Source organism: Ectopseudomonas khazarica, from assembly GCF_017915135.1.
GTDB lineage: Bacteria > Pseudomonadota > Gammaproteobacteria > Pseudomonadales > Pseudomonadaceae > Aquipseudomonas > Aquipseudomonas khazarica.
Genome location: NZ_CP068551.1, coordinates 346,685 through 364,256 on the forward strand (window position 1 = coordinate 346,685; position 17,572 = coordinate 364,256).

Here is a 17,572-nt window from a genome sequence, read left to right on the forward strand (position 1 = left end):
GGCTTGCGCGACGTCTGGAATACCGACACAACAACAGGAGCTGTACGCATGAAAACATTCGGCAAGACCCTTCTCGCGTTGTCCCTGACCGCGGCCGTGGCTGGCGCTGCTCAGGCTGACGACAAAGTGCTGCATGTCTACAACTGGAGCGATTACATCGCCGAAGACACCCTGGCCAATTTCGAGAAGGAAACCGGCATCAAGGTCGTCTACGACGTCTTCGACAGCAACGAAGTGCTGGAAGCCAAGTTGCTGGCCGGCAGCTCCGGTTATGACGTGGTGGTACCGTCCAACCCCTTCCTGGCCAAGCAGATCAAGGCTGGCGTATTCCAGAAGCTGGACAAGTCCAAGCTGCCGAACTGGTCGAACCTGGACAAGGACCTGCTCAAGGCCCTGGAGCCGAGCGACCCGGGCAACCAGTACTCGATCCCCTACATGTGGGGCACCATCGGCATTGGCTACAACGTCGAGAAGGTCAAGGCCGTGCTCGGCGCCGACGCTCCGGTCGACTCCTGGGACCTGGTGTTCAAGCCGGAGAACATGGAAAAGCTGAAGTCCTGCGGCGTTTCCTTCCTCGACTCGCCGACCGAGATTCTGCCGGCCGCGCTGCACTACCTGGGTTACGCCCCGGATAGCAGCAACAAGGACGAGCTGAAGAAGGCCGAGGAACTGTTCCTCTCCATCCGTCCTTCGGTGGCTTACTTCCACAGCTCCAAGTACATCTCCGACCTGGCCAACGGCAACATCTGCGTCGCCATCGGTTACTCGGGCGACATCTACCAGAGCAAGGCGCGCGCCGAAGAAGCGAAGAACGGCGTTGAAGTCGGCTACAACATCCCGAAAGAGGGGGCAGGTTCCTTCTTCGACATGCTGGCCGTACCGGCCGATGCGAAGAACGTCGAGGAGGCGCACACCTTCCTCAATTACCTGATGAAGCCGGAAGTGATGGCCAGCATCACCAACTACGTGCAGTTCCCCAACGGCAATGCCGCGGCCACGCCGCTGGTGGACGAGGCACTGCGCACCGACCCGGGCGTCTACCCGACCCCCGAAGTGCTGAAGAAGATCTACACCTTCCCGGATCTGGCGCCTGCCGTGCAGCGCACCATGACCCGCAGCTGGACCAAGATCAAGTCCGGTCGCTAAGCAACGCCGCCTGGCGGGTTCGCCCGCCAGGCACTCAAAAAGCCCGAAGAGGAAACGTTATGCGTCGTTCTACCCTGCTGGCTGGCCTGATCGCCGCCGCCCTCGGTATGTCCGTAGCTCAGGCAGCCGATCGCGTGGTCAAGGTCTACAACTGGTCCGACTACATCGCGCCAGACACCATCGCCGATTTCGAGAAGGAAACCGGTATCAAGGTGGTGTATGACGTTTTCGATTCCAACGAAACCCTCGATGGCAAGCTGGCCACCGGCCAGAGCGGCTACGACGTGGTGGTCCCGACCAACCACTTCCTGGCCAAGCAGGTGCGTGCCGGCACCTACATGAAGCTGGACAAGTCCAAGCTGCCCAACCTGGTCAATCTCGACCCGACCATCATGAAGAACCTGGCCGCGGGTGACCCCGGCAACGAATACTCGGTGCCCTATCTCTGGGGTACCAATGGCATCGGCCTGAACGTGACCAAGGCGCGCGCCGTGCTTGGCGAAGACGCCCCGCTGGATTCCTGGGAGCTGCTGTTCGATCCGAAGTACGCCGAGAAGCTCGCCTCCTGTGGCATCGCCCTGCTCGACTCGGGCGACGAAGTGCTGCCGCAGATGGTCAACTACCTGGGCATGTCGCCGCACACCAAGAAGCGCGAAGACTACGAGAAAGCCTACGAGCAGATGATGAAGGTGCGTCCTTACATCACCTACTTCCACAGCTCCAAGTTCATCTCCGACCTGGCCAACGGCAACATCTGCGCCGCGTTCGGCTATTCCGGCGATGTGCTGCAGGCGGCCGATCGCGCCGAAGAGGCCGGCCGCACCGACGAGATCGCCTACATCATTCCCAAGGAAGGCACCGCCATGTGGGCCGACCTGCTGGCGATCCCGAAGGACTCCAAGAACGTCGATGAGGCGCACGCGTTCATCAACTACCTGCTGCGTCCCGAAGTGATCGCCAAGATCAGCGATTACGTGGCCTACGCCAACCCCAACAGCAAGGCCACCGCGCTGGTCGACGAAGACGTGCGTAACAACCCCGGCGTCTATCCCAGCGCCGAGGTCATGGCCAAGCTCTACGTCGCCGAGGAACGTCCGCGTGACGTGCAGCGCTGGCTGACCCGCGACTGGACACGAATCAAGAGCGGTCGCTGATCGTCGGAAGATTTTCCTATAAAGTGCCGCGCCTTTTTCCGGGCGGCACACAAAAACGAGGATGAAACTGTGCGAGTTACCCTGCCCAAGTCTCTGATCGCCCTGGCGGCTTCCGCCTTCTGTGGTGTCACCCTGGCCCAACCTTCGGTGCACATCTACAACTGGAGCGACTACATCGGCGAAGAGACCCTGGCCAAGTTCGAGGCGAAAACCGGGATCAAGCCGGTCTATGACGTCTTCGACTCCAACGAAACGCTCGAAGGCAAACTGCTGGCTGGCCGTAGTGGCTACGACGTGGTGGTGCCCTCCAACCACTTCCTCGGCAAGCAGATCCGCGCGGGTGCCTTCCAGCCGCTGGATCGCGCCAAGCTGAGCAACTGGGACAACCTCGATCCGGCCCTGCTCAAGCAGCTGGAAACCAACGACCCGGGCAACCAGTATTCCGTGCCCTATCTGTGGGGCACCAACGGCATCGGCTACAACGTCGAGAAGGTCAAGGCCACTCTGGGCATCGACGAGATCGACTCCTGGGCCGTGCTGTTCGAGCCGGAGAACATCAAGAAGCTGAGCGAGTGCGGCGTCGCCTTCCTCGACTCCGGCGATGAAATGATCCCGGCCATGCTCAACTACCTGGGCCTCGACCCCAACAGCACCAAGGCCGAGGATTACGCCAAGGCCGAAGCCAAGCTGCTCGAAGTGCGTCCTTACGTCACCTACTTCCACAGCTCCAAGTACATCGGCGACCTGGCCAACGGCAACATCTGCGTGGCGGCAGGTTTCTCCGGTGACATCCTGCAGGCTGCCGACCGTGCCGAAGAAGCCGGCAAGGGTATCGAGATCGCCTACAGCATTCCCAAGGAAGGCGCCAACCTCTGGTTCGACATGATGGCCATCCCGGCCGACTCCGCGAATGTCGAGCAGGCCCACGCGTTCATCAATTTCCTCCTCGAGCCCGAAGTGATCGCCGAAGTCAGTGACTACGTCGGTTACGCCAACCCCAACGTCAAGGCGGGCGAGCTCATGGATCAGGAGGTTCGCAACGACCCGTCCGTGTACCCGCCGCAGGCCGTACTGGACAAGCTGTACATCTCCGCTGAATTGCCAGTGAAGGTACAGCGCCTGATGACCCGTACCTGGACCAAGGTCAAGTCGGGTCAGTAATCGTTTCCAGCCCGGCCGCAGGGGCCGGGCACAATCTTCCGGGAGTTTTCCTAAATGGCTGTTGCCTCCAGCGCCTACAAAAAAGCCCTCGAGGGGGATCAGACACCGAAAGAGGTGTTGGTCAAAATCGATCGGGTGACCAAGAAGTTCGATGAGACAGTAGCAGTCGACGATGTATCGCTGACCATCAACAAGGGCGAGATCTTCGCCCTGCTGGGCGGTTCGGGTTCGGGCAAGTCCACGCTGCTGCGCATGCTCGCGGGCTTCGAGCGGCCCACCGAGGGGCGCATCATTCTCGATGGCGTGGACATCACCGACATGCCGCCGTACCAGCGGCCGATCAACATGATGTTCCAGTCCTACGCGCTGTTCCCGCACATGACCGTGGCGCAGAACATCGCCTTCGGCCTGCAGCAGGACAAGCTGCCCAAGGCGGAGATCGACGAGCGCGTCAGCGAGATGCTCAAGCTGGTGCACATGACCCAGTACGCCAAGCGCAAGCCGCACCAGCTCTCCGGTGGCCAGCGTCAGCGTGTGGCCCTGGCCCGCTCGCTGGCCAAGCGGCCGAAGCTGCTGCTGCTCGATGAACCCATGGGCGCGCTGGACAAGAAGCTGCGTTCGCAGATGCAGCTGGAACTGGTGGAGATCATCGAGCGCGTGGGCGTGACCTGCGTGATGGTGACCCATGACCAGGAAGAGGCCATGACCATGGCCCAGCGCATCGCCATCATGCACCTGGGCTGGATCGCCCAGACCGGCAGCCCGGTGGATATCTACGAGACGCCCACCAGCCGCCTGGTGTGCGAGTTCATCGGCAACGTCAACCTGTTCGAAGGGCAGATCACCACCGACGAAGCCGACCACGCGATCATCGACTGCCCGCACGTGGACAAGCCGATCTACATCGGTCACGGCGTCAGTACCCGTGCCGAGAACAAGTCGGTCAGCTACGCCCTGCGCCCGGAAAAGCTGCTGATGGCCACCGCCCTGCCGGACGACCACGAGCATCCCGAGTACAACTGGAGCCATGGCCACGTCCACGACATCGCCTACCTGGGCGGTCACTCGGTGTACCACGTCAAGCTCACGTCCGGGCAGGTCGTGCAGTGCTTCATCGCCAACGCCGAGCGCCGCGGCAAGCGTCCGACCTGGGATGACCCGGTGGTGGTGTACTGGGAAGACGACAGCGGCGTGGTACTGCAATCATGAAACCGAGCAAACTCCTGCGCTATCTGCCCAGGGGGCGGCATGCCGTGATCGGCATACCCTTCCTGTGGTTGTTCATGTTCTTCCTGCTGCCCTTCATCATCGTGCTGAAGATCAGTTTCGCCGAGGCCGACGTCGCGATTCCGCCCTATACGGAAATCTACGAATGGGCGGACGGCAAGCTGACGTTGCTGCTGAACTTCGGCAACTACATCTTCCTCACCGAGGACGCACTCTATCTGTCGGCCTACCTGGGCTCGCTCAAGGTCGCGTTCTTCAGCACCCTGCTGTGCCTGCTGATCGGCTACCCGATGGCCTATGCCATCGCCCGTGCGCCGAAATCGCAGCAGACCGTGCTGCTGCTGCTGATCATGATGCCGACCTGGACCGCGATCCTGATCCGCGTCTACGCCTGGATGGGCATCCTCGGCAACAACGGCCTGCTCAACAGCCTGCTGATGGGAATCGGCCTGATCGACTCGCCGCTGCAGATCCTCAACACCAACATCGCCGTCTATATCGGCGTGGTGTATTCCTATCTGCCGTTCATGATCCTGCCGCTCTACGCCAACCTGGTGAAGCATGACCCCAGCCTGCTGGAAGCCGCTTCCGACCTGGGCTCGAGCAACCTCAACAACTTCTGGCGCATCACCGTGCCGCTGTCGAAGAACGGCATCATCGCCGGCTCCATGCTGGTGTTCATTCCGGTGGTCGGCGAGTTCGTCATCCCTGAACTGCTTGGCGGTCCGGAGACCCTGATGATCGGCAAGGTGCTGTGGCAGGAATTCTTCAACAACCGCGACTGGCCGGTGGCTTCCGCCCTGGCGGTGGTGATGCTGGCGATTCTGATCGTGCCCATCATTCTGTTCAACCGTAACCAAGCGAAAGAACTGGAGGGCCGCCCATGAAGCGTTTCAGTTTCTCCAGTCTGATGCTCTGGGCGGGCCTGGTGTTCATCTACCTGCCGATGGTCATCCTGGTCATCTACTCGTTCAACGCCTCGCGTCTGGTCACCGTCTGGGGTGGCTGGTCGGTGAAGTGGTACGTCGGCCTGCTCGACAATACCCAGCTGATGAACTCGGTGATGCGCTCGCTGGAAATCGCCTGCTACACCGCCATCGCGGCGGTGGCGCTGGGCACGCTGGCGGCCTTCGTGCTGACCCGTATCACCCGCTTCAAGGGGCGTACGCTGTTCGGTGGCCTGGTCACCGCACCGCTGGTCATGCCGGAGGTGATCACCGGTCTGTCGTTGCTGCTGCTGTTCGTGCTGATGGCGCAGCTGATCGGCTGGCCGATGCAGCGTGGCATGACCACCATCTGGATCGCCCACACCACCTTCTGCTCGGCCTACGTGGCGGTGGTGGTGTCGTCGCGCCTGCGTGAGCTGGACCTGTCCATCGAGGAAGCGGCCATGGACCTCGGCGCCAAGCCGTGGAAGGTGTTCTTCCTGATCACCGTGCCGATGATCGCGCCGTCGCTGGCGGCGGGGGCGATGATGTCCTTCGCCCTGTCGCTGGATGACCTGGTGCTGGCCAGCTTCGTCTCCGGTCCGGGTTCCACCACGCTGCCGATGGAGATCTTCTCCGCCGTGCGCCTGGGGGTGAAGCCCGAGATCAACGCGGTGGCCAGCCTGATCCTGCTGGCGGTGTCCTTCGCCACCTTCCTGGCCTGGTTCTTCAGCCAGCGTGCCGAAGAGAAGCGCAAGAAGGCCCTGCAGCAGGCCATGGACGAGACCGCCAACAGCGTCAATCCGTCCTGGCAGCAGGTAGTCGACAGCCGTCGCAGCGATAGCTGAGCCTGGTACTGAAATGAAAAACGGGCCCTTCGGGGCCCGTTTTTCGTGGGGAGCGGCAGCGCTTCAACGGTGACGAAGGGCTCGCCGGCAACGCGCCTGCCACAGGGGTGTGGCGGTCATTTCACCAGCGCTTTCCAGGCCTTGAGGCTTTGTACGACCTGAGTCTGGGTCATGCGCAGCTGGCGCTGCTCGTCGTCCAGGGGTTGCAGGGCCAGCCCCTGCAGCTTGCTCAGCTCGCCGTAGAGGCGGTCGACCTCGGCGACGTCCAGCACGCCGCGCGCCAGGCGCAGCCAGACCAGCAGGCGCTCCAGGCGTGGCATCTGTTCGGCCAGGTCTTCCGGTTGCTGCTGGTAGCGGCGCAGTTGCAGGGCTGCCCCTTCCTCGGCCAGCAAGGTCGGCAGCCAGCTGCCTAGGGCCGCTTTGCCCTGGCGCTCGCCCCGTGCATTGCGCGCCGCCGTCCAGCTGCGTTGCAGCAGCCAGTACGACAGCTTCAGCGACAGCAGGCCCCAGCGGCAGCCGTCCAGCTCGGCGGCGAACAGGGCCGGCGCGTTGCGGCGCATGCTGTCGTCGTTCTGCCCGGCAGCCAGGCGCGGGCGCCAGTCATCGAGCAGGCTGTCGAGCGCTTCGCGCAGCTCCCGCGAGCTGGCGCGCGGGGCGGCCTGGCCGAGACTGGCGAGCAGGGCGCGCAGGTCGACCAGTTGCTCCAGCCACTGCTGCAGCAGGCTCCAGTGGCCGTTCCAGCGGTACTGCTCGGCCAGGCGCTGGCTGGCGCCGAGCAGGTGCCAGGCCAGCGCGGCGACGGTGTCGTCGAGGCTCATCTCGGCATCCAGCGCGGGCGCTGGCAGGCTCAGGCTGTAGCTGCCGGCGTCGAACAGGCGATAGCCGCGTTCGGCCTTGCTGATATCGCAGGGCATCAGCGGCAGGTCGGCGGCCAGCTCGCAGGCCAGCTCCAGCAGCGCGGCCGGCTCGCCCTGGCGCAGCTCCAGTTCCAGCTCGCAGATTTCCTCTTCACCCTCGCCAGCCAGCACCTTGCCCAGGTCCAGCGCCGCTTCGATGACGACCTTGGCCTTGCCGCGGCCCCAGGCGATTTCCGCCTTCTCGCGCACGAAATCGGTGGTGAACAGCGGCTGCAGGCTCTTCTTGTCCAGCTCGGCCAGGCTGGCGGGCCAGCAGCTGTCATCGAGCTTGCTCAGGTCGAGCTTGGCCTTGCTCAGGTACCAGTCCCATTCGTTGCGTTCGGACAGGCCGGCGACGCTCTGTCCACGCGATTTCAGGGTCTGGATGAACTGTTCGCCGTCACGCCGCAGGCGCAGCGCAACCTTGGCGGCGGCCAGGTCGCGCGCTGGCGTGTCGTAGTACTGGTTGAACAGTTCGACGCGTTGCCAGCCGCTCTTGTTGCGTTTCTTCAGCAGCGGGTGTTCGCGCAGTGCGGCCAGGGTGGCGCGGCTGGCACGCAGTTTGATTTCGGTTTCTTTGACCATGGTGGAGAGCTAGATAGCCTTTTATGAAAATGTGACAGACCGATGACGCGCGCTGGCGGATGACGAAGTCGGTCCCTATACTTGCGGCCTTCTCAAAACGGGGGCTTACCCTATGCCTATCAATCCCTTTGTCAGCCTGTTCGGCCGTTCACCCATCGGCCCCATGCAGCAGCATATCGCCAAGGCCCACGAGTGCGCGGCGAACCTGGTGCCCTTCTTCGAGGCCGTGATGGCCGAAGACTGGACCAGGGTTGAACAGGTACAACAGGAGATGTCCCGGCTGGAGCACGAGGCGGACAAGCTGAAGAAAAGCGTGCGCCTGCATCTGCCCAAGAGCCTGTTTCTGCCGGTGCCGCGCTCGGACCTGCTGGAGCTGCTCAGTGTACAGGACAAAGTCGCCAACCGTGCCAAGGACATTGCCGGCCTGATGCTTGGCCGTCAGATGAGCATTCCGCAGGCACTGCAGCCGCTGATGGCTTCCTACGTGCAACGCAGCGTCGATGCCAGCGCCCAGGCGCTGAAGGCGATGAACGAACTGGATGAGCTGCTCGAGACCGGTTTTGCCGGGCGTGAAGCGGTGCTGGTGGAAACCCTGATCGAAGAGCTCGGCAATATCGAAAACGATACCGATCGTCTGCAGATCGAGGTCCGCCGCAACCTGTTCAAGCTGGAGAAGGACCTTCCCCCGGTCGATGTGATGTTCCTCTATCAGATCATCGACTGGATCGGCGATGTCGCCGACCGTGCCCAACGAGTGGGCAACCGACTGGAACAACTGCTGGCGCGCTAAGCGCCAGTGTCCTTTCTGGGATCTACGGATAATTCATTATGTCTCTGATTGCGGACTACGGGCTGGTTCTGCTCGTTCTTGCCTGCCTTTTCGGTTTTTTCATGGCCTGGGGTGTTGGCGCCAATGATGTCGCCAATGCCATGGGTACTTCGGTCGGCTCGCGTGCGCTGACCATCAAGCAGGCGATCCTCATCGCCATGGTCTTCGAGTTCGCCGGTGCCTACCTGGCCGGCGGTCAGGTGACCGAGACGATCAAGAGCGGCATCGTCGATGCCTCGATGATCAGTCCCAACCTGATGGTGCTGGGCATGATGTCCGCGCTGCTGGCGGCGGGCACCTGGCTGCTGGTCGCATCGACCAAGGGCTGGCCGGTGTCGACCACCCATTCGATCGTCGGTGCGGTGATCGGCTTCGCCGCGGTCGGCGTGTCGATGGATGCCGTGCACTGGGGTGGCGTCGGCCCGATCGTGGCCAGCTGGGTGATCTCGCCGGTGCTCTCCGGGGTGGTGGCGTTCGGCGTGTTCATGAGCGTGCAGAAGCTGATCATCGACACCGAGACGCCCTTCGCCAACGCCAAGCGCTACGTGCCGGTGTACATGTTCCTCACCGGTTTCATGGTGTCGATCATGACCGTCACCAAGGGCCTCAAGCACGTCGGCCTGCACCTGAGCGGCGGCGAAGGCTTCCTGCTCTCGGCCGGTATCGGTGTGCTGGTCATGCTGATCGGCATCGCCCTGCTGAGCCGCATCAAGATCGACGTTGAGGCTGACAAGAGCTTCCACTTCGCCAGCGTCGAGAAGGTGTTCGCGGTGCTGATGATCTTCACCGCCTGCTCCATGGCCTTCGCCCACGGTTCCAACGACGTGGCCAATGCGGTCGGTCCGCTGGCAGCCATCGTCGGGGTGATCCAGAGCGGCGGCGAGATGGTCGGCGCCAAGGCGGCCCTGCCGGCCTGGGTACTGTTGCTGGGTGCGATCGGCATCGTCGTCGGCCTGGCCACCTACGGTTACAAGGTGATCGCCACCATCGGCAAGGAAATCACCGAGCTGACCCCCAGCCGTGGCTTCGCCGCCGAACTGGCGACCGCCACCACCGTGGTCGGCGCCTCGGCCATCGGCCTGCCGGTTTCCACCACGCACACGCTGGTCGGCGCCGTGCTCGGCGTAGGCATCGCCCGGGGTATCGGCGCACTGAACCTGGGTGTGATCGGCAAGATCTTCATGTCCTGGCTGATCACCCTGCCGGTCGGCGCCGCGCTGTCGATCTTCTTCTTCTTCATCCTGCGCGGGCTGTTCGGCGGCGTCTGATTCGGCGCCGGCGGTTTCCCCTGAGGTTGGATGCTCCTATGATGGGAGCTCCGACCCAGGAGAGCGCCGATGCCCTTGCCGTCCTTTCAGGAGCAGTTCGCCGCGTTGATTGCAGCGCCCTCGGTGAGCTGTACCCAGCCGAACTGGGACCAGACCAACGCACCGGTGATCGATCTGCTCGCCGCCTGGCTGAGCGATCTCGGCTTCCGCTGCGAGACCCAGCAGGTCGCGCCGGGCAAATTCAACCTGCTGGCCAGCTATGGCAGCGGCCCTGGCGGCCTGGTGCTGGCCGGGCACAGCGACACCGTGCCTTTCGACGCCGCGCTGTGGCAGAGCGACCCGCTCAAGCTGACCGAGGTCGGCGACCGCTGGGTCGGTCTCGGCAGTTGCGACATGAAGGGTTTCTTCGCCCTGGTCATCGAGGCCGTTCGGCCGCTTCTCGAACAACCTTTCCAGCAGCCGCTGCTGATTCTCGCCACCTGTGACGAAGAAAGCTCCATGGCCGGCGCCCGTGCCCTGGCCGATGCCGGCCGGCCGCTGGGCCGGGCGGCGGTGATCGGCGAGCCAACGGGGTTGAAGCCCATCCGCCTGCACAAGGGGGTGATGATGGAACGCATCGACATCCTCGGGCAGAGCGGCCATTCCTCCGACCCTGGCCTTGGCCACAGTGCGCTGGAGGCCATGCAGGACGTGATGGGCGAACTGCGCGCCCTGCGTGCGCAGTGGCAACGCGAGTTCAACAACCCGCAGTTCGGCGTGCCGCAACCGACGCTCAACCTGGGCTGCATCCACGGCGGCGACAACCCCAACCGTATCTGCGGGCAGTGCGCGCTGGAGTTCGACCTGCGCCCGTTGCCGGGCATGGACCCGGAGGCGCTGCGCGAGGCGATCCGCGGCAAGCTGCAGCCGCTCGCGCTCAAGCATCAGGTACGCATCGACTACGGGCCCCTGTTTCCCGCCGTGCCGCCGTTCGAGCAGGCTGCCGATGCGGAGCTGGTGCGCGTGGCCGAGCGATTGACCGGACATGCGGCGCAAGCGGTGGCATTTGGCACCGAGGCGCCTTATCTTCAACACCTTGGCTGCGAGACCCTGGTGCTTGGCCCGGGCAACATCGACTGTGCGCATCAGCCCGGGGAACACCTGGCACTCTCCCGTATCGAACCTACGGTGACACTGCTGCGCCAACTGATCCAACACTATTGCCTGATTCGGAGTGAAGACGTGCAGCGACGATGAGCGGACCTCTCGAACCGAACATGGCGGGTGATTTCCGCCCTACGTCTCGACGCTAACGGATTTGTCATGCACGACTACGTCAACTGGCTACGCCACGCTTCGCCCTATATCAATGCTCACCGTGACTGCACCTTCGTGGTCATGCTGCCGGGGGAGGGCGTCGCCCACCCGAACTTCGCCAACATCGTCCACGACCTGGTGCTGCTGCACAGCCTCGGCGTGCGCCTGGTGCTGGTCCACGGCTCGCGCCCGCAGATCGAGACACGCCTGGCCGCGCGTGGCCTGACCCCGCACTACCATCGCGACCTGCGCATCACCGATGCGCCGACCCTGGAGTGCGTGATCGACGCCGTCGGCCAGCTGCGCATCGCCATCGAGGCACGCCTGTCCATGGACATGGCCGCGTCGCCGATGCAGGGCGCGCGGCTGCGCCTGACCAGCGGCAACTTCGTCACTGCGCGGCCAATCGGCGTCGTCGACGGCATCGACTACCACCACACCGGCGAAGTGCGCCGCATCGACCGCAAGGGCATCAACCGCCAGCTCGACGAGCGCAGCATCGTGCTGCTGTCGCCGCTGGGCTATTCGCCTACCGGGGAGATCTTCAACTTGGCCTGTGAGGACGTCGCCACCCGCGCTGCCATCGACCTGGGGGCGGACAAGCTGCTGCTGTTCGGCGCCGAGGACGGCCTGCTCGACGAGGCGGGCAAGCTGGTGCGCGAGCTGCGCCCGCAGCAGGTGCCCGCGCACCTGACGCGCCTGGGCGGCCACTACCAGGGCGAATTGCTCGACGCCGCTGCCCAGGCCTGCCGGGGTGGCGTGAAGCGCAGCCACATCGTCAGCTACGCCACCGATGGTGCCCTGCTCAGCGAACTGTTCACCCGCACCGGCAACGGTACCCTGGTTGCCCAGGAACAGTTCGAGTCGCTGCGCGAGGCGAGCATCGAGGATGTCGGCGGCCTGATCGAGCTGATCAGCCCGCTGGAGGAACAGGGCATTCTGGTGCGTCGCTCGCGCGACGTGCTGGAGCGCGAGATCGAGCAGTTCAGCATCGTCGAGCGTGAAGGGCTGATCATCGCCTGTGCGGCGCTCTACCCGATCGCCGATTCCGACTGCGGCGAGCTGGCCTGCCTGGCGGTCAATCCGGACTACCGCCATGGCGGTCGCGGTGACGAGCTGCTGGAGCGTATCGAGGCGCGGGCACGGGCGCAGGGGATCAAGACCCTGTTCGTGCTCACCACCCGCACGGCGCACTGGTTCCGCGAGCGCGGTTTCCAGCCGAGCAGCGTCGAGCGCATGCCGACGGCGCGCGCATCGCTGTACAACTACCAGCGCAATTCCAAGGTGTTCGAGAAGGCGTTGTAACCCGCAACGCCGCGACCGCTGGGAACGGCTTCAGCCACCAGGCTCGAGAGGCGTTGATCAGGCGCTGTGCTGCTGCAGGCGCATCTGTTCATGGCCGTCGTCCCAGCCGGCCTCCCAGGCGGCGGCGGGGATTTCGTCGGGGTAGGGTTGGCGGTTTCTGGCCTGGCCGGTAAGGCCGGCCATATAGCCTTGCTGGTAGGCCTTGGTCAGGCTTTCCAGGCTCCATTGCGGCGTGGCTTCGTCGGCCATGGGGCGCTGCTCGTCTTTCGTCCGTTACCCGGCAATGCTAGCTGGCCGGGCGGCCTGCAGTGTGGCCGCCCATCCCGGCTTTTGCTCCGCTGGTTGGCTTTGTGACGCAGTCGACTATTGCCGTTTCGTTACACCGCCAGTGCCAGGATGCTCGCCTGGTAGGCGGCGACGAACGCGTCGAAGTCGCCAGCGGGCTGCGCTTCCAGCTCGGCCTGCTCGGCCAGCGAGTTCTGCGCGGCCTGCTCGAAGGCAGCCTGCTGCCCGGCGTCGAGCGGCTGGGCGCGGAAGTACTCGGCGTGCTGCAGGCTCTGCTGCAGGGCGAACTCGGCGAAGCTGGTGCCCTGGCGCAGGATCGCCAGCACCTGCGCCGACGGTGTCAGCTCGACATCCGCGACCTTGGCCTGCTGATGGGCCAGCGCCTCGACATGGGCCTGGCTGTCCTGGCTGCGGTCGAGCAGCTCGGCCAGCGGCAGGATGCGCTCGAGCAGTTCGCCCGCCCAGGCCTTCAACTCCACCGAGCGCCCCTGGCGCTGCAGGTGCAGGCCGGGACGACGTCCTTCCTTGACCACCTTGAGGAAGTTGCGGGTGCAGTCGCCGCACTCGCCGTTTTCCAGCAGCGGGCTGTCTTCCAGTGCACAGAACAGCAGGAAGGCGTCGATGAAGCGCGCTTGCGCCACGTCGATGCCCAGCGGCAGGAAGGGGTTGATGTCGAGGCAGCGCACTTCCACGTACTGCACGCCACGGCTGGTCAGCGCCTGGATCGGGCGCTCGCCGCTGTGGGTGACGCGTTTCGGGCGGATGCTCGAGTAGTACTCGTTCTCGATCTGCAGGATGTTGGTGTTCAGCTGCAGCCACTCGTCGCCACGCTTGGTGCCCGCCTCGACGTAGGCCGGGTAGGGCGTGCCGACCGCCAGGCGCAGGCTGTCGGTGTAGCTGGCCAGGTCGTTGTAGCACGGCGTCAGGCCGGACTGGGCGCTGCTCTGGTAGCCCAGGTCGCTCATGCGCAGGCTGGTGGCGTAAGGCAGGTACAGGGTGCTGGCGTCCAGCTCCTGCAGCTGGTGCGGGCGACCGCGCATGAAACCCTTGTCCAGCGCCGGCGAAGCACCGAAGAGGTACATCAGCAACCAGCTGTAGCGACGGAAGTTGCGGATCAGCGCGATGTAGCGCGCCGACTGGTAGTCGCGTGCGCTCAGCGTGTCGCCTTCGGTCTGCTGCTGCAGTTGCCACAGGCGCTCGGGCAGCGAGAAGTTGTAGTGAATGCCGGCGATGCACTGCATGGTCTTGCCGTAACGCAGGGCCAGGCCCTTGCGGTACACGTACTTGAGGCGGCCGATGTTGGAGCTGCCATAGCGGGCGATGGGAATGGTCGCCTCGTCCGGCAGGGCGCAAGGCATCGACGGGCTCCACAGCAGTTCGCTGCCGAGCTTGTCGTAGGCGAAGCGGTGGATACGTTCCAGCTCGCCCAGGGTCTCGGCCGGGTCGGCGGCCGTTCCGGTGATGAACTCCAGCAGCGACTCGGAGTAGTCGGTGGTGATCTGCGAATGGGTCAGCGCCGAGCCCAGCGCTTGCGGGTGCGGCGTCAGGGCCAGTTGGCCGTCACGGTCGACGCGCAGGCACTCGCGCTCGATACCGTGCAGGCACTCACCCAGCAGGGACAGGTTGGCCGGCTCGCCGAGCTGGGCCAGGCGGCGGGAGAGAAGATCGCTCAAGATGCAATTCCTAACTGGGCAGTCGCCACAATATGGGGATCGCCCCCGCACTCTGCAAGGGGCACAGTTTCACCCACAGTAGACGAGTTCGCTCAGCGCGGATTACACGCAGGCGAAGGTGCCTTGTGCCTTGGCGACCAGCTTGTCGTCCTGCCAGACCTCGGCTTCGACCACCTGGGTGCGGCGGCCGGCGTGCAGGACCTTGGCATGGCACAGCACGCTGCCGTCGGAAACCGGGCGGATGTAGTTGATCTTGCATTCCAGCGTGACGCTGCTCGGGCCGCCGTCGCCCAGGCTGTGGCTGGCCTGGCCCATGGCGGTGTCGATCAGCGAGAACAGAGCGCCGCCATGCAGCTTGCCGTGCAGGTTGCGCAGGTCATCGGTCAGGGCCAGGCGGATGCGCGCCTCGCCGCCGCCGACCTGCAGGATCTCCAGCCCGAGCAGGCGGGAGAAGGCGCTGCTCGCGCCCACCTCCTGCTTGCCGCTCATCGCTTGAGCTGCTTGGCGTTGGCGAACAGCGCCGCCATGCCGCCGGTGGCCGGGGCCGGCTTGTCCTGGCTGGAGTGACGCTCGCTGCGCGGCGTGTTGCCGCCACGGTTGCCGTTGCCACGCTGGCCGCCGCGTGCGCCCTCGACCTTCTCGCCGGGCGTGTCGCCCATGCGCATGGACAGGCCGATGCGGTTACGCGGGATGTCCACTTCCATCACCTTGACCTTGACCACGTCGCCGGTCTTGACCGCTTCGTGCGGGTCCTTGATGAACTTCTCCGACAGCGCGCTGATATGCACCAGGCCGTCCTGATGCACACCGATGTCTACGAAGGCGCCGAAGTTGGTCACGTTGGTCACCACGCCTTCGAGCACCATGCCGGGCTTGAGGTCGGCCAGGGTCTCGACGCCTTCCTGGAACTCGGCGGTCTTGAACTCCGGACGCGGGTCGCGCCCCGGCTTGTCCAGCTCCTTGAGGATGTCGCCGACGGTGAGCAGGCCGAAGCGCTCGTCGGTGAACTTGGCCGGGTCGAGGCGCTTGAGAAAGCCCGAGTCGCCGATCAGCGAGCGGATGTCGCGGCCGGTGTCCTGGGCGATACGTTCCACCAGGGGGTAGGTTTCCGGGTGCACCGCCGAGGCGTCCAGCGGGTTGTCGCCGTTCATCACGCGGAGGAAGCCGGCGGCCTGCTCGAAGGTCTTGTCGCCCAGGCGCGGCACCTTCTTAAGCGCGGCGCGCGAGGCGAAGGCGCCGTTGGCGTCACGGTATTGCACGATGTTCTGCGCCAGGGTCGCGTTGAGGCCGGAGATGCGCGCCAGCAGGGCGGCGGACGCGGTGTTCACGTCCACGCCGACGGCGTTCACGCAGTCCTCGACCACGGCATCCAGCGAGCGTGCCAGCTTGAGCTGCGACACGTCGTGCTGGTACTGGCCGACGCCGATGGATTTCGGGTCGATCTTCACCAGCTCGGCCAGCGGGTCCTGCAGGCGACGGGCGATGCTGACTGCGCCGCGCAGCGACACGTCGAGATCGGGGAATTCGCGGGCGGCCAGCTCGGAGGCCGAGTACACCGAGGCGCCGGCCTCGGAGACCATCACCTTGGTCAGCTTCAGGCCCGGTACTTTCTTGATCAGCTCGGCGGCCAGCTTGTCGGTCTCGCGGCTGGCGGTGCCGTTGCCGATGGAGATCAGGTCGACGCCATGCTTGGCGCACAGCTTGGCCAGGGTCGCCAGGGTGCCGTCCCAGTCGTTGCGCGGCGCGTGCGGGTAGACGGTGGCGGTGTCCAGCACCTTGCCGGTGGCATCGACCACGGCCACCTTGCAGCCGGTGCGCAGGCCGGGGTCCAGTGCCAGGGTGGCACGCGGGCCGGCCGGCGCAGCCAGCAGCAGGTCGTGCAGGTTGCGGGCGAACACGGAAATCGCCTCGTCCTCGGCCTTCTCGCGCAGCTCGCCGAGCAGGTCGGTTTCCAGGTGGTTGTACAGCTTGACCTTCCAGGTCCAGCGCACCACCTCGGCCAGCCACTTGTCGGCGGCGCGACCCTTGTTCGCGAGGCCGAAGCGTTCGCCGATCATCAGCTCGCACGGGTGCAGGGTGCCGGGCAGTTCTTCGCCGACCTTCAGGCTGGCACTGAGGATGCCTTCGTTGCGCCCGCGGAAGATCGCCAGCGCGCGGTGCGACGGCACGCCCTTGAGCGCTTCGTCGTGTTCGAAGTAGTCGCTGAACTTGGCCCCTTCGTTTTCCTTGCCGGGCACGAGGCGGGCGCTGAGGGTGGCGTTGTCCTTGAGGAAGCTGCGCAGCTTGTCGAGCAGCGCGGCATCCTCGGCGAAGCGCTCCATGAGGATGTACTTGGCGCCTTCGAGCACGGCCTTGACGTCGGCGAAGCCCTTCTCGGCGTCGATGAAGCGCTCCGCTTCCTGCTCGGGGGTCAGGTTCGGGTCGTTGAACAGTGCGTCGGCCAGCTCGCCGAGGCCGGCTTCCAGGGCGATCTGGCCCTTGGTGCGGCGCTTCTGCTTGTACGGCAGGTAGAGGTCTTCGAGGCGCGTCTTGGTGTCGGCCAGGTCGATCTCGCGCTTGAGTTCCGCGGTCAGCTTGCCCTGTTCCTCGATGCTGGCGAGGATCGCCCCGCGACGCTCGTCCAGCTCGCGCAGGTAGCGCAGGCGCTCTTCCAGGTGGCGCAGCTGGGTGTCGTCGAGGCTGCCGGTCACTTCTTTACGGTAGCGGGCGATGAAGGGCACGGTGGAGCCTTCGTCGAGCAGGGCCACGGCGGCGGCAACCTGTTGCGGGCGCACGCCCAGTTCTTCGGCGATGCGGTTGTTGATGCTGTCCATATAGTGCTACCCACGCTGGTACGACAAGGCGGCCGCGCCAGGGCGGCCAGATACGAAAGCGGCGCATTATAAACACCGCATCCACCGACGCTGAGAACCGTTCGGGGAAAAATCTGCTAACAATGGCTAAGGCGCCCATCCATGCGCCTGAGCGATAATG

Annotated in this window: 15 protein-coding genes; 10 read left to right on the top strand and 5 right to left on the bottom strand. The window is 64.7% G+C overall.

The window, feature by feature from the left end; genetic code table 11:
* The first annotated feature begins 48 nt into the window (after nucleotides 1–48).
* From JLK41_RS01670 to JLK41_RS01695, 6 genes are all read left to right on the top strand, one after another.
* On the top strand, nucleotides 49–1,146 hold the full coding sequence (locus JLK41_RS01670; protein WP_037050251.1) for a polyamine ABC transporter substrate-binding protein: 1,098 nt from the start codon (nucleotides 49–51) through the stop codon (nucleotides 1,144–1,146).
* A gap of 59 nt (nucleotides 1,147–1,205) precedes the next feature.
* Nucleotides 1,206–2,300 (top strand): polyamine ABC transporter substrate-binding protein, encoded by a 1,095-nt coding sequence (locus JLK41_RS01675; protein ID WP_175253304.1) that lies wholly within the window; start codon nucleotides 1,206–1,208, stop codon nucleotides 2,298–2,300.
* A gap of 69 nt (nucleotides 2,301–2,369) precedes the next feature.
* Nucleotides 2,370–3,461, top strand: a complete 1,092-nt coding sequence (locus tag JLK41_RS01680) for a polyamine ABC transporter substrate-binding protein (RefSeq protein WP_037050248.1) — start codon at nucleotides 2,370–2,372, stop codon at nucleotides 3,459–3,461.
* A gap of 54 nt (nucleotides 3,462–3,515) precedes the next feature.
* Nucleotides 3,516–4,670, top strand: coding sequence for a polyamine ABC transporter ATP-binding protein (potA, locus tag JLK41_RS01685; protein ID WP_037050245.1), 1,155 nt, complete (start codon nucleotides 3,516–3,518; stop codon nucleotides 4,668–4,670).
* On the top strand, nucleotides 4,667–5,575 hold the full coding sequence (locus JLK41_RS01690) for an ABC transporter permease subunit (protein ID WP_037050242.1): 909 nt from the start codon (nucleotides 4,667–4,669) through the stop codon (nucleotides 5,573–5,575). Before potA ends, JLK41_RS01690 begins: the two co-directional genes overlap by 4 nt.
* The gene (locus JLK41_RS01695) at nucleotides 5,572–6,462 is read left to right on the top strand and encodes an ABC transporter permease subunit (RefSeq protein WP_037050240.1); all 891 of its coding nucleotides are present in this window, start codon (nucleotides 5,572–5,574) and stop codon (nucleotides 6,460–6,462) included. Before JLK41_RS01690 ends, JLK41_RS01695 begins: the two co-directional genes overlap by 4 nt.
* A gap of 116 nt (nucleotides 6,463–6,578) precedes the next feature.
* Here the strand turns inward: JLK41_RS01695 and JLK41_RS01700 are convergent, their stop codons facing one another.
* On the bottom strand, nucleotides 6,579–7,943 hold the full coding sequence (locus JLK41_RS01700; protein ID WP_150607608.1) for a CYTH domain-containing protein: 1,365 nt from the start codon (nucleotides 7,941–7,943) through the stop codon (nucleotides 6,579–6,581).
* Between the two features lie 112 nt (nucleotides 7,944–8,055).
* Here JLK41_RS01700 and JLK41_RS01705 point away from each other — a divergent pair, with 112 nt between their 5' ends.
* From JLK41_RS01705 to argA, 4 genes are all read left to right on the top strand, one after another.
* Complete coding sequence (locus JLK41_RS01705) at nucleotides 8,056–8,733, top strand: TIGR00153 family protein (RefSeq protein WP_037050237.1); 678 nt, start codon at nucleotides 8,056–8,058, stop codon at nucleotides 8,731–8,733.
* Between the two features lie 38 nt (nucleotides 8,734–8,771).
* Nucleotides 8,772–10,040 (top strand): inorganic phosphate transporter, encoded by a 1,269-nt coding sequence (locus JLK41_RS01710; RefSeq protein WP_037050236.1) that lies wholly within the window; start codon nucleotides 8,772–8,774, stop codon nucleotides 10,038–10,040.
* Between the two features lie 69 nt (nucleotides 10,041–10,109).
* The gene (argE, locus tag JLK41_RS01715) at nucleotides 10,110–11,276 is read left to right on the top strand and encodes an acetylornithine deacetylase (RefSeq protein WP_210390207.1); all 1,167 of its coding nucleotides are present in this window, start codon (nucleotides 10,110–10,112) and stop codon (nucleotides 11,274–11,276) included.
* A gap of 66 nt (nucleotides 11,277–11,342) precedes the next feature.
* The gene (argA, locus tag JLK41_RS01720; protein ID WP_037050234.1) at nucleotides 11,343–12,641 is read left to right on the top strand and encodes an amino-acid N-acetyltransferase; all 1,299 of its coding nucleotides are present in this window, start codon (nucleotides 11,343–11,345) and stop codon (nucleotides 12,639–12,641) included.
* 57 nt (nucleotides 12,642–12,698) lie between these two features.
* Here argA and rmf read toward each other — a convergent pair whose 3' ends face one another.
* The 4 genes from rmf to JLK41_RS01740 all read right to left on the bottom strand — a co-directional run bounded on the left by rmf (nucleotide 12,699) and on the right by JLK41_RS01740 (nucleotide 17,412).
* On the bottom strand, nucleotides 12,699–12,890 hold the full coding sequence (rmf, locus tag JLK41_RS01725) for a ribosome modulation factor (protein WP_037050232.1): 192 nt from the start codon (nucleotides 12,888–12,890) through the stop codon (nucleotides 12,699–12,701).
* Nucleotides 12,891–13,018: 128 nt separating this feature from the next.
* Nucleotides 13,019–14,599 carry a glutamate--cysteine ligase gene (gene gshA, locus JLK41_RS01730; protein ID WP_150607610.1) on the bottom strand — a complete coding sequence of 527 codons (1,581 nt, stop codon included), beginning with the start codon at nucleotides 14,597–14,599 and terminating at the stop codon, nucleotides 13,019–13,021.
* A 102-nt stretch (nucleotides 14,600–14,701) separates the two neighbouring features.
* Nucleotides 14,702–15,088 carry a PaaI family thioesterase gene (locus JLK41_RS01735; protein ID WP_051800559.1) on the bottom strand — a complete coding sequence of 129 codons (387 nt, stop codon included), beginning with the start codon at nucleotides 15,086–15,088 and terminating at the stop codon, nucleotides 14,702–14,704.
* Nucleotides 15,085–17,412, bottom strand: coding sequence for a Tex family protein (locus JLK41_RS01740; protein WP_037050230.1), 2,328 nt, complete (start codon nucleotides 17,410–17,412; stop codon nucleotides 15,085–15,087). The genes JLK41_RS01735 and JLK41_RS01740 overlap by 4 nt, the downstream gene beginning before the upstream one ends.
* Nucleotides 17,413–17,572 lie beyond the last annotated feature (160 nt).

Bases quoted from the DNA above. Each gene is read 5' to 3' on its own strand.
- JLK41_RS01670 (WP_037050251.1), top strand. From the start codon at position 49: ATGAAAACATTCGGCAAGACCCTTCTCGCGTTGTCCCTGACCGCGGCC.
- JLK41_RS01675 (WP_175253304.1), top strand. From the start codon at position 1,206: ATGCGTCGTTCTACCCTGCTGGCTGGCCTGATCGCCGCCGCCCTCGGT.
- potA (WP_037050245.1), top strand. From the start codon at position 3,516: ATGGCTGTTGCCTCCAGCGCCTACAAAAAAGCCCTCGAGGGGGATCAG.
- JLK41_RS01690 (WP_037050242.1), top strand. From the start codon at position 4,667: ATGAAACCGAGCAAACTCCTGCGCTATCTGCCCAGGGGGCGGCATGCC.
- JLK41_RS01695 (WP_037050240.1), top strand. From the start codon at position 5,572: ATGAAGCGTTTCAGTTTCTCCAGTCTGATGCTCTGGGCGGGCCTGGTG.
- JLK41_RS01700 (WP_150607608.1), bottom strand. From the start codon at position 7,943: ATGGTCAAAGAAACCGAAATCAAACTGCGTGCCAGCCGCGCCACCCTG.
- JLK41_RS01705 (WP_037050237.1), top strand. From the start codon at position 8,056: ATGCCTATCAATCCCTTTGTCAGCCTGTTCGGCCGTTCACCCATCGGC.
- JLK41_RS01710 (WP_037050236.1), top strand. From the start codon at position 8,772: ATGTCTCTGATTGCGGACTACGGGCTGGTTCTGCTCGTTCTTGCCTGC.
- argE (WP_210390207.1), top strand. From the start codon at position 10,110: ATGCCCTTGCCGTCCTTTCAGGAGCAGTTCGCCGCGTTGATTGCAGCG.
- argA (WP_037050234.1), top strand. From the start codon at position 11,343: ATGCACGACTACGTCAACTGGCTACGCCACGCTTCGCCCTATATCAAT.
- rmf (WP_037050232.1), bottom strand. From the start codon at position 12,890: ATGGCCGACGAAGCCACGCCGCAATGGAGCCTGGAAAGCCTGACCAAG.
- JLK41_RS01735 (WP_051800559.1), bottom strand. From the start codon at position 15,088: ATGAGCGGCAAGCAGGAGGTGGGCGCGAGCAGCGCCTTCTCCCGCCTG.
- JLK41_RS01740 (WP_037050230.1), bottom strand. From the start codon at position 17,412: ATGGACAGCATCAACAACCGCATCGCCGAAGAACTGGGCGTGCGCCCG.